Annotated in this window: 13 protein-coding genes; 5 read left to right on the forward strand and 8 right to left on the reverse strand. The window is 42.2% G+C overall.

Annotated features, from left to right (window positions below; all coding sequences use genetic code 11):
* Window positions 1–75: 75 nt before the first annotated feature.
* From LQ901_RS16845 to trfA, 7 genes are all read right to left on the reverse strand, one after another.
* Window positions 76–1,458, reverse strand: a complete 1,383-nt coding sequence (locus LQ901_RS16845; protein ID WP_304610504.1) for a YadA-like family protein — start codon at window positions 1,456–1,458, stop codon at window positions 76–78.
* Window positions 1,459–1,712: 254 nt separating this feature from the next.
* Window positions 1,713–2,003 carry a hypothetical protein gene (locus LQ901_RS16645; protein ID WP_233672495.1) on the reverse strand — a complete coding sequence of 97 codons (291 nt, stop codon included), beginning with the start codon at window positions 2,001–2,003 and terminating at the stop codon, window positions 1,713–1,715.
* A 9-nt stretch (window positions 2,004–2,012) separates the two neighbouring features.
* Window positions 2,013–2,318: a hypothetical protein gene (locus LQ901_RS16650; RefSeq protein WP_233672496.1), complete on the reverse strand. Its 306-nt coding sequence runs from the start codon at window positions 2,316–2,318 to the stop codon at window positions 2,013–2,015.
* A 203-nt stretch (window positions 2,319–2,521) separates the two neighbouring features.
* Entirely contained in the window at window positions 2,522–2,695 is a 174-nt protein-coding gene (locus LQ901_RS16655) for a hypothetical protein (RefSeq protein WP_233672497.1), read from the reverse strand.
* Window positions 2,696–2,924: 229 nt separating this feature from the next.
* Window positions 2,925–3,113, reverse strand: a complete 189-nt coding sequence (locus tag LQ901_RS16660) for a TraY domain-containing protein (protein ID WP_233672498.1) — start codon at window positions 3,111–3,113, stop codon at window positions 2,925–2,927.
* A gap of 114 nt (window positions 3,114–3,227) precedes the next feature.
* Window positions 3,228–3,545: a LuxR C-terminal-related transcriptional regulator gene (locus LQ901_RS16665; protein WP_233672499.1), complete on the reverse strand. Its 318-nt coding sequence runs from the start codon at window positions 3,543–3,545 to the stop codon at window positions 3,228–3,230.
* 110 nt (window positions 3,546–3,655) lie between these two features.
* Window positions 3,656–4,486 carry a plasmid replication initiator TrfA gene (gene trfA / locus LQ901_RS16670; RefSeq protein WP_233672500.1) on the reverse strand — a complete coding sequence of 277 codons (831 nt, stop codon included), beginning with the start codon at window positions 4,484–4,486 and terminating at the stop codon, window positions 3,656–3,658.
* A 1,079-nt stretch (window positions 4,487–5,565) separates the two neighbouring features.
* Between trfA and LQ901_RS16675 the strand changes: the two genes are divergently transcribed.
* The 5 genes from LQ901_RS16675 (at window position 5,566) to LQ901_RS16695 (ending at window position 10,662) form a co-directional block, all read left to right on the forward strand.
* Complete coding sequence (locus tag LQ901_RS16675; RefSeq protein WP_152108839.1) at window positions 5,566–6,501, forward strand: hypothetical protein; 936 nt, start codon at window positions 5,566–5,568, stop codon at window positions 6,499–6,501.
* A gap of 1,634 nt (window positions 6,502–8,135) precedes the next feature.
* Window positions 8,136–8,768: an AAA family ATPase gene (locus tag LQ901_RS16680; protein WP_152109533.1), complete on the forward strand. Its 633-nt coding sequence runs from the start codon at window positions 8,136–8,138 to the stop codon at window positions 8,766–8,768.
* Entirely contained in the window at window positions 8,761–9,069 is a 309-nt protein-coding gene (locus tag LQ901_RS16685) for a hypothetical protein (protein ID WP_233672501.1), read from the forward strand. Before LQ901_RS16680 ends, LQ901_RS16685 begins: the two co-directional genes overlap by 8 nt.
* A gap of 155 nt (window positions 9,070–9,224) precedes the next feature.
* A complete protein-coding gene (locus tag LQ901_RS16690; RefSeq protein ID WP_233672502.1) occupies window positions 9,225–10,202 on the forward strand; it encodes a hypothetical protein in 978 nt (325 codons plus the stop codon).
* A 34-nt stretch (window positions 10,203–10,236) separates the two neighbouring features.
* Complete coding sequence (locus tag LQ901_RS16695) at window positions 10,237–10,662, forward strand: H-NS family nucleoid-associated regulatory protein (RefSeq protein WP_192438321.1); 426 nt, start codon at window positions 10,237–10,239, stop codon at window positions 10,660–10,662.
* A gap of 84 nt (window positions 10,663–10,746) precedes the next feature.
* On the opposite strand, the gene LQ901_RS16700 is transcribed toward LQ901_RS16695, so the two are convergent.
* Window positions 10,747–10,890: a Hok/Gef family protein gene (locus LQ901_RS16700; protein ID WP_152136646.1), complete on the reverse strand. Its 144-nt coding sequence runs from the start codon at window positions 10,888–10,890 to the stop codon at window positions 10,747–10,749.
* Window positions 10,891–11,320 lie beyond the last annotated feature (430 nt).

The following is an 11,320-nucleotide window of genomic DNA, read 5'->3' on the forward strand; positions in this document are numbered from 1 at the left end:
AACCGATAAAAAGGCCGCCATTTCTGGCGGCAAAAGGTCGATTAAAATGAACAGTAGTCTACAAAGGAAAACGCATTACCAGCCGCCGGAAATACCCATGCCGACAACCGCGTTATCAGATGAATCCCACGAAACATTAAGGCGCAGTTGTACATTGTCCGCAGGCTTATATTGCACACCTGCGGCAATGGCATTGCCATTGGCATAATTACCCACACCTAAACCGTAAGAGAATTTATAGCCACCAACATATGGAATTGACGCAATCGCAGAAACGCCAGCAATACCGGCATTTAATTTTTCATGCGCCTGATCCATCTTGCTGTTCAGAGCATTAAATCGTTGGTCGGTATAGTGACGTGACGCGGTGATCGCTTCGTTCTTCGCTGCGGAGATGTGCTGACCGATGTACTTGTTGTTATCAGCAATTTGTTGGTTTGTGTAGGTGTTCGCAACAGTTACCGCCTCAGTGGTAATGTTAGCAACCTTCTTATCGGTGTATTGGTTGGCGGTATGTACCGCTTCTTGTTTTGACGCATCAATTTTTTGATCAATCACCACATTATTTTCGGTGATTTTGCTATCGGTGTAGTTGTTGGCGGTTGTAATCGCTTCATTTTTTGCCGCATCAATGTTTTGATTGATGACGACATTGTTTTCTTGGATTTTGTTATCCGTATAGTTGTTTGCCGTGGTAATCGCTTCGTTCTTAGCCTGAGTGATCGACTGATTGATCACCTTATTGTTTTCAGTGATTTTGCTATCCGTGTAGGCATTTGAGGTTGTGATCGCCTCGTTTTTTGCTGCATCAATGTTTTGATTGATAACGATGTTGTTTTCTTGGATTTTGCTGTCTGTATAGTTGTTTGCCGTGGTAATCGCTTCGTTTTTAGCCTGTGTAATCGACTGATTGATCACTTTATTGTTTTCGGTGATCTGGTTGTCGGTATAGCTTTTCGCCGAATTGATAGCCTCATTCTTGGCCGCATTCAGTTGATTAACATTAACCGCATCGGTTCCCTCTGTACCTGCAGCAACATTAGTGATTTGGCGCTGGCTGTTCACTGTCCCGACAGAAACCGTGTTATCACGGTCAGCCACTGAACCGGCACCCAACGCTACCGAACTGTTAGCGGTTGCATTTGCGCTAGTCCCCAACGCGACTGAGTAATCATTCGACACCTGGCTATTTTGTCCGACGGCAGTTGACCATTGCCCACTGACATTACTATCCATACCGACAGCCGTTGACCAATCACCGCTCACTGTGGCGTTCTCACCTACCGCAGTTGCCCACTTTCCGCTGGCGTTCGCACCATCACCGATAGCGGTACTGAGCAAACCGGAGTCAGTTGCACCACTTCCTGCGGCATAAGCCCATACCTGTCCCGATAATGCGGCGCTAACGGCCAGTGCTAATACTGAGAGTGATAAGCGCATTTGATTTTTGCGTACCATTTCTTATAACCTTGCGAATTGCTGATTGTTTATTAACTTCTTGGTGTGCCGATTAACCTCGGCAAGCATTCACCGGGCGCAGAGGTCAATGTCTGCGCCACTTTTTTAAAGGCGTGCGAATGCACACCGCGATTTCCACTCGCAAGCGGAAATGGCAGTGTGCACAGGCCGAATACGACCTGTGCTAAAAACACAGAGGGAGTTTTAGGTGATTATTAAAAATAAGGATGGGACGCTAGTATCTATGATAAAGGTTATTTTGATGTGTCTGTAATTATTTTAATTCTCGACTCTACTAATTCTCTTTTTACGTCAAACTCAATATTTTTAGCCATTATATTCAGCTTGCTAAACTCAGCATTAGTAATGTGTCCATCAGACAAGGCTTCACGTATAGCTTGATTTAGTTTTTCATCTTGTAGCGACTCGGCAGAATTGGCTAATGTTTCTAGGTCTTTTGTGGACGCATTGCCATAAAATATATAAGCGATACCACAACAGAATATAGCGACCATAACCAACGCATAAAAACGCATAAAAGTCATAAAAACACCTCATTCAGTAAAAGTTTTTAGTTCTTTTACCGCCTTCTGCCTTTCTATTTCATTCTGTGCTCTACGCATTTTACGTTCAAGGCGTTTTGCCATGCCATTAAGTCGATAACACTCCATTCTTGTGATTTTCCCATCAGACAAAGCATCTTGTAGTGCTTGATTAAACTCAGGACTTTGCAGGAGCTTAGCATGACCTGCCAAGGCATTTAGTTGCTCCGTTGAAGCATCGCCACAAAACGTATAAGCCGTATAGCCACAACAGTAGATGATGACCACAACCACAGCATAAAAACGCACCGTAGTCATAAGCCCCCCTTTTCCACACATTGACTACGGCGCCGAACGCGCCCCGCTTGTAGCGATTGGATGTAGTGCGGGGTGAAATCGCGCTCATTCTCAATAGTGGATTGGCGCGGATAGCGTACTTGATCGTTTAAGAAGGCAGAGCAGAAGTAATTTAATTCGCTTGCAATAGTATAGTGATGATCTTTGGATGCAAACATAGGTGATCACTCGCGCATGGTTGCAAAGGATTTAGGTTTTGGTGGCGTATCAAAACGCCCAAAAATAAGGGATTGTTTAAGCGCACGCTCCACATTAGAGACGCGTTTTCGCTTAATAAATACCTCAAGCTGTTGCTGGTATGCTTGATATTTTCTGTGTCGAATAACAGACATCGGCACAGTGAGCCTCCTTTCTCTATACAGTTAAACAAAAGAAGAAATCACCGATAAGGGCTGAGTTAAACACTTATTGGTCATTTCACCTTAATAGGGTGAATTACTGACGAAGTTACAGATAGTGGGCTTTTTACACATAGGCGCGACACGATGCCCGTCGTTCATCCAACGAATAAACCTCCTTTGAAGTTGGATTTTCGTCGCTGTTAAATTTTTAAAGAGCTATGAAATATTAATTAACGGATTGCGTCATACCAACTGATGCAATTCGCTCAAACCTAAACAGGTGGTCTTGTAACCTAAGAGAGACTTCTTGACGAATAGAACGCCCTGACTCTTTGGCTGATATAGTCAAGCGCTCAAGCGTTTCGTCATCCAATGCCAGCTGAACAAATTTAAAATTAATTTTTTTTGTTTCCACACTTACTCCCATTACATATCGAAATAAATGGAATGGAATAATTATGAACTTGATAAGAACAAAAAAAAATAACTGCGATAGCGACGCCACCGCAGTTATTTTAAAGCAAGAGCGTTACAATACCCAAACGCCTGACGTTATACTTTTTAACATTTGATACATGTCAAATTGCACTCTGCTTATGTAAATAGCCCTCAGAGAGTCGGTGTTATTCACGCCAAACTTGATATACATAGACTCAATCCTAGATTTTACATAGCTAGGTTTTACATCAAGATATTCAGCAATTTCATGGCGTTGCATCCCCCATGACAACAAGTGCAAGCAGCGAACCTCATCCATTGTCAACTCTTTAAACAGAGCTGATACTAGGAGAGCATTGTTCTCAATGTTGATCTCTTTAGGGAAAGTCCCCATACTGTTATTGGTCATATACATCCTTATATGATCGCTTGGCTGGTTGCTGCCACGGTCGAATGTATCGGCAACCAGCCATCAAAAAGAAAGACCGTACTAGTTCTTCAAGAAAAGAACTAATGTTTTTATTTTCTAATAGAAACACAATCAGAGTCATCTATCTTACATCGCCATCCAGTTTCACTAGACAAATCAGAAAGAGACTTTTTTAATGTTTGTCTAAACTTCCATAACACCGCAGAGCTACCACACAACTCATGAATAGTCTCGACTTTATATGGATACGGATTGGAATGGGTACTATAGAATCCATGTAACCATTGGGATAATTGCTTACCCTTTAATCTATTTCTCTCGCTAATAGATAGCCCTGTCCACAAATCATCAGAAAATAGCTCAACCATTTTAGGGTTAAGGGATATAATAAATTCCTTTGAATCTTCGTCTCTATTTATTTCATCTAGTAAATGCCCAGAGTAATAAATGCGTCCATCACTAATTTCAACGAGAGACGCCGTTAATCTACGTAAACTATCACTTAACCAAACATACTGAGATTTACCGCAACTACGTTCAATTTTTTTCAGAAAATCATATGCAAAAAATCTAACTGAATCCCCCGCTGGATGTTTAGAACAGCGTCTAACACACTCCAAATAAACATCCAAGTCTGATTGATCTAATTGCTTCCCTGTAAATCTAATAGTTAATCCATTAATGGCTGCTTTTAATACATTATCCTCATACTTTCTCTCTCTGCCGACAACACCAAATAACGCACAGCGCAACATCATATTGGGAATTGCCCTTCTATTTACCCCAACATCTGGCAAAAAGGCATTTAGATTTACCTTTACATTTCGTAAAGTATAATCATCTTCCTTTTTAACTGATGAAACAGAAATCATTGCTTTTATTCTGTTCTGAAGTTTTACAGGTAATAATTTTTCAGACACACCTCCCTCCCCTAAATCTGAATTGCTCTTAAATACACTCGACGAACAGATGATTCGGAAGTACGCACCCCCTTCTCTTGCAAATGCTCACAAATCTGTCTGTACGAATACCCTGCTTTACGCATTGTCACAATGACCTCCTCCCAACCATCTAGTTTTCCACGCTCATACATAACAGGCTCTAACATATCTCCCCACTCATTACCAACTCATTCATTCATTCATTCATTCATTCATTTTATCAGGCGAAATTTTCAATTCAACCCCCTATCGGCATAGCAGGTAGAAGCTATCGGCATAGCAGGTATGTATTGCCTACAAAATAAAACGGCACCTAAAGACAACAGAAGCCCTCGTAAAAGAAACAAAACATCGGCTAAGTAAAAAACAAGCATAACTATCGGCATGGCAGGTAGGCGATGTCGGCATAGCAGGTAGAAACTATCGGCATGGCAGGTAGGCGATGTCGGCATAGCAGGTAGAAGCTATCGGCATGGCAGGTAGGCGATGTCGGCATAGCAGGTAGAAACTATCGGCATAGCAGGTAGAGTTGGAAACGATAAAATTCACATATCATTATGAAAAATAAGATAAAAATGAGGTATTGATATTTAATCTAATCTTTTATAATCAAAAGAAATAATCTTTTATAATCCACAAAATATGTGGATAACTTTCTATAATTATTCATTTTGCAAACAAAGAGGATCGCTTCGCCTATAGCAAATTGCGAACTCTATGCACTAGTGAACTTGGATGTGTATGTTCTACGGAGTTTTTGATCCTGCGGAGGATTTGTATAGGTGTTAAGGCTAAACAGTCTTCGAATTGTCTTTGCTTATTACACAAGGCATAATAGATAACCAGAGTCATGCGGTAGGAGGCATCCCGAAAGAATGCCTTGTGGAAAGCTTCGCGTTTTGTAGCTTTCTTCAAATGCAAAAACCCCCTGAAATCCTCGGTAACTTGGCGGTTTCACAGGATGTTCAGGGGGCTAACAGCAGGCTTGGCCTAAAAGGAATTATAGCAAATGCACTTCTCTATTCAACCTTTAGTTACCGCCATAAGTGCTGGGCGGTGTGACTAACGAGATCACGTTATCTTGCGCTACTAGCAAGACCCATCGTCATCATGTTCCGGCTTTTTCAGGTGTTGTTCCTCGCTGTGTAGCCGCTCGCCGCTTTGCTGCTGCGTTAAAGCACCATTGTTGGAATCGTAATCGCGCATTAGTACGCCATCGCCAAGATAGCGGTCGCCGTATCTCTATTCGCTCAGAACGTCGCCAGACATTAGATGCGCTATCTATGGCTCTCATTGCCTATTGTGACTATAGCCCTGAGAGTGACTATCTTTTTGAAGTATTTGCAAGTGTTGAGCAATTGGCGGCGATTACGGGACAGCGCCATCAGTGCGAGTCTGGTCGGGTAACGTATGATCCAACGTTGAACGCTTTAAAGCAGTTGGCTGATGCGCAGTTGATTATTGTTCAACATGGCCATGATCCTGATACTCGCCAACAAAAAGCAATGCGCATCTGGTTGCGTCCTGAGTTCTTTTTATCTATTGGTTTCACGCTCGGTGAAGTGCGCCAAATGCTCCACAATTTCCGCAAGTATATGGAGCGTACAGGGCATCGTCAGAGTGCAAAAGCACGCTATGCCGAGCATGTAATGCGTATCGCGCGCTCTAATGTTGCGAGCATTGATGATAGACATGCGCTAAAAGCGCTGCTTAAAAAATTGAAGTACCTCGTATTGGGAAATGCGGAAAAAGAAGCAGAGAAGCGTCATATAGAGCAAGCGGCTAAACAAAAGTTAGCGGCAGCTGAAGCTATGCGACGTAATCAACAACAGGATAATGAGTTGCGCGAGCTGCGTGCTCGTTGGCAAGCCGTTGCGGCGACAGGTACAGTCTCTAATACCGTTATTGAGATGCAGGTTCGTAAAGCGCACCCTGATATTGCCCTTCACTCTATCCAGTTCTATCGACTCTGTTTAGAGCGAAAATCGGGTTAACCTTCCCCCCTATCCAGCCTACAGTTTTCATTTCAGCGTAATTGCTGAGGATTCCCCGCATCTATCGAACTTATCTTGGCTGTTTTGCGCTCAAAAATGAGTGCTTGGTGACAGCGCCACAGTGAGAAAACATTGTCTGATGTACCACCAACACAAGAGGAGAACACTATATGAACAACTAAATTCGTAGCTTCCATAGTGTTTGTCGTTAAATTCGTTCTTAAATACTGAACATAAAGCCCTTTTATAAAAAAAGGGGGTAGCCAGCTAAAACGGCTACCACCCGTTTTCTGGCTACATAAATCCATCGCTTCGCGATAAGTTTCACCCCATTGCAAGCAATGGGGCCCTTCTCTCTCTAAACACACAAATACGTCATCTGATATAAAAATAACGGCACTATCCCATCGCTCAACCGCGCTACTAGCAATCTCTTCCCATTACTATTTGTGAGACCTTAAAAGCGCTCGGCAGGAGGCGGGGAACCTTTGCCGCTCTGCGCGTATGCTGTTCTACGGCGTATCAGCTACTGTGGTCACGATTTACCAATCAGCGCGCCTTACACGCCCTGTTATACAGGGCGTAATTACACTTTCCCGTGCGTAAAAGGTTTTTTTAAACAAGCCCCGCTTTCAATCAATCGAAAAACGTCAATAAATCACAGTCTCCCCCCATCTCCAGCTCATGAAGTCACAGTTTTTCCTAAAAACCACATCATGAACTCACACTTTTTTACTCACAGAATCACACTTTTCAGTCACCGGCTCACACTTTTGTTACGTAACCAATTGATTTAAAATGATTATTTAGGGGTAAAAAGATCTTTAAAAAGAAAGATCAAAAAGATCCTTAAAAAGGATAAGGCTGTGGATAAAGGGATAAAATCACAAATACCTATAAAAATTATATGGTTAATAAAGATCTCATTCCCCACTCATGTGGAAAAGCTGCGGACAGCAAGCAGTCCTCAACTTTCCCACAATCGTTCTGCATACAATCGTGATAACTGCATGTTGCGCTCCGCGCTCAATAATTTTTTTGTTCTTTACAAAAAACAAAGCAAAGACAATCGTCTGTAACCTCCCAAGCACATCAGCACGCATCAGCAATACCTAACCGTGCCAAAATCAAAAATAATGGCTCTAACAGCTTCCTGTTGCGTATTTAAGCTTCTGCAAGAATCGTTTCAGATCCAATAAAGCGTGATAGCGACATCTAATGTAGGAGATAGGAAGTCTTTGCTACTCTGCGCAGCTCTTTTGTGACTAACAGTTAGTTGATACGAATGCTCTGGGGTATTCCTAAAAGTGTCATCTGTTTCAGTGCGTTGACCATAGGATCTTCAATCTGTCTGTGCGTTATAGCTCCGCAAACTCAAGTGAGCGCTTAAAAGAGTTTTAGCAGTTAGCGGGTTTGAACTTTCACTTTGCCATAGCGACCGGATGCCAAACGAGTGTAACGCTCTTCTGCGCGCATCAACTATGGTAGTTACAACCCACTAATAGGTACGCTTAAGACCAATCAACGAAATAATACATATTAATAAGTATAAGTATTTATAATTATTAATATGTTGCGGTAAATATAACTTGGCGGTATCATATATATGTCATACAGCTAAGTAGGCATGATTTATGCAAAAATTAATCGTTGTTGGTAACACGAAAGGTGGTTGCGGAAAGTCCACTCTCGTAATGGCATTAACAGCAGAAGCTGAGCGTCGTCAACAAAAAGTAATTATAGTGGATGCTGACCCCACAAGTGTTTTAAAATTTTGGGCTTCAATTAGAGGAATCGAATGTAAACATGTAGCTTCTACATTAAATATATCTGATTATTTAACTACATTAAAAAATGAAAATAATGATGCTTTAATTCTTGTCGATACAGGTGGTTTCGATAGCAAAGCGGCTCGTTCTGCATTAACTGCAAAATGTACTGACATTGTTGTTTTTCCCGTAAAAACCAGTCCAATAGATCTTTTTGTTGTTCGTCAGTTTTTAAAAGATGCTTTGCCTTATATTAAACATACAAACCCACTTGCAGTTTTAATGGAGGCAGATCACCTAAAGTCTGCAACCGATGATATTTTATCAGCCAAAAAAGTGCTCGAAGGTTTTGGTGTTAAACCGCTAAACAACTTCACGGTTAAACGAAAAGTCTATAGAGAAAACTTCACTCGTGGCGGTGACCATTTAGCGAATATAAAGGCAAGAAATGAAGTCTCGTTAATATATGATGAATTGATGGGTGATTTAAATGGGTAAAATGTTTGATGACTTTGACAATGATGGTGGATTAGATGCTAGTGATTTCATCAATAAAACGACTCAAAATCATGGGTATGACGTAGCTGAAACTCAATCTAAATCCATCGTAAAAACCATTACTATAAATAAAGTGACATTAGATTATGCTGAGGAGATGCAAGATAAAGCTAAAGTCGATTTTAGTCAGATGGTTAGAGCTGGTATTTTGGCTCTATATCAAATGGATGAAGAAAAACGGGAGGCTCTTTTCAAGCAATGTTATGTCCCTAGAAATGCTGGAAGGAAGAAAAAATATTAATACATATCAATATTTATAAATATTGATATGTATCGCTAGTTATAAATATTTATTTGTATTTGTGCGTATTTACATTGAAGTGTGCCGCTTCAACATCCCGACCAAAGTTTGCTAAAGCGGCTTGTGATTCACGCAACTTGAAAGAAAATCACGATATGAACAATACCTTTTTGAAGAGTGCTTGCCTAGCCCTTTCCGTTGCCGTTGCTGCTTTGTCTGGGTGGTTAACTGTTTCCTTTATGTTCTCCATTGGGCAATCAGTGAATGCACCCATTACTACCGCAGCCATTGGTGGATTGCTTGACCTCACCAAGTGTGTCTCCCCTGCTTTTGTACTCTTATTTCTGGCTCGAAAGCGTTATTGCGCCTTCTTGTTCGCTTTGCTGCTGAGCCTTTCGTTGAGCCTGGTCTCATTTGCTGCCTCCGTTGCGTCCTTGGAGTCTGGCGTGATCGCTAGTCAGCAACACTCCGTTGTTCATCAGCGTTTAACACAACAAATTGCACTCTACACCGACCAAGTGAATGAGTTGCGTAATTTGGCCGCGCTGCAACAACAAACAAAACAGATCACCAAGTCTCAAAAAACGCTGAATGAAGTAAATGCTCTGCTGGCTAAGATTGATGCGCTTTCTCAAGAGCAAGCGAACACTAAAGGTAGTTCTACCGTTGACCGATATGGTATGTATGTCGCTTACATTGCGGCGGGCGCGCTGGAATTAACAAGTTGGCTATTGGTTTTTGTTCTGTCTGCATTGCGTACACACACTCAAACACACTTAACCACACTCATGCACACTGACTCCGAATTAAGTGTGGTGCGTGAGAATGAGCCAGAAATACACACTCCGAGTGATGAACACTCAATCACACTGAGCACACACTGCTACACAGACGCAATGAACGATAATGCTTTTGAGTGTGTGGATGATGATGTTGAATCAGATAAGTGTGATGAACAGTTATGCCGAGAAATTAAGAAGGCTATTTTGACGCAAACTGTACGTCCTAGTCATCGCGGTATTTCTGCTCACTTTGGTAATGTCGGGCGTGATATTATCAATCGTGTTTTAGACGAGCTTAGCCAGTCTGGCTTTTTACGGCCATACCGTAATGGATATGCTCTTGCTATTTAATAACCTTATTATATAGAAGGACTTTGTTTCCAATATGGATACCAACGAAATCATTAAGACCCTTACTAATATTCGCTCCCTACGTGCTTTCGCGCGTGATGTGGATTTTTCTGTGCTGGAAGAGATGCACACTAAATTAGCTACTGTCGTTGAAGAGCTGCGCGAAGCTGCCGAAGCTAAAAAAGCGGAAGAGGCCGAGCGATTAGAGAAACTGGAAGCATACCGCAAGATGCTGGCCGAAGATGGTATTTCTCTGGATGACTTGATTAGTCTGCATGGTGAGGTAAAGGCTAAAGCACCATCTCAGAAACGTGCTCCACGTGCGCCGAAATACGAATACCTCGATGACAATGGTAATGTGAAAACGTGGACAGGGCAGGGACGTATGCCTGCACCAATTGCTAAAGCTGTTGAAGCGGGAACGGCGATTGAGACGTTCTTGATTAAAGCTGTTGTTTAAGTTTGGAAGGCATGGGTGCTGAAAAACCTGCGTTAACCGACAGGCTCATAGTTTCACCAAACGGGGGCTTACGCCCCCGCTGGCTCACTTCGTTTCGTAGACAAACTTTGCCGTTAACTCTGTGTGCCCTTGTCGGTAACTGAACTCACATACTCTATCTTTGAGTAGGTAAATCCCCGTTAAGATTGTCATGCAGACAATCAGTGTACACAGAACTTTTCTTGGCATAGCTTGCCTCCTACGTTGTGAGGCGCTACTATGAAATTGTCTAGGTATCACAGTAAAACCTCGGTTCAGATTTATAGTCTGGGTCGGGGTTTTCTGCTATCTGGGCTTCGGTGTTGGCCGGAACACGTCTAGCAGTCCCAGCACCCGAGCGCATTCTATCACAGCTTTATCCTGTCATGACATTTCGCCGTGCCTCACATTGCTCGTGCTTGTTGGCACGAAAATTTCCCTAAAAACACCTCTATTTAACATAACAGTCATTTTGTGATCTGGCTCTGCAGCTTCAATACGAAAATCTCTCTTAACCCGCCAAAAGATCCACTTTTCCGCCTCCCGATCATCACTTTTTTATGTTGCTAATTTGTTGCTTTTAGCGGGGCGGTGATTTCAGCCTGTTTTTGTGCTCAAACTGGGATTTTTCTATGTTTAG

Origin of the sequence: Plesiomonas sp. PI-19, assembly GCF_021368255.1 — a bacterium.
GTDB classification, from domain to species: Bacteria; Pseudomonadota; Gammaproteobacteria; order Enterobacterales; family CAMTGL01; genus Plesiomonas; species Plesiomonas shigelloides.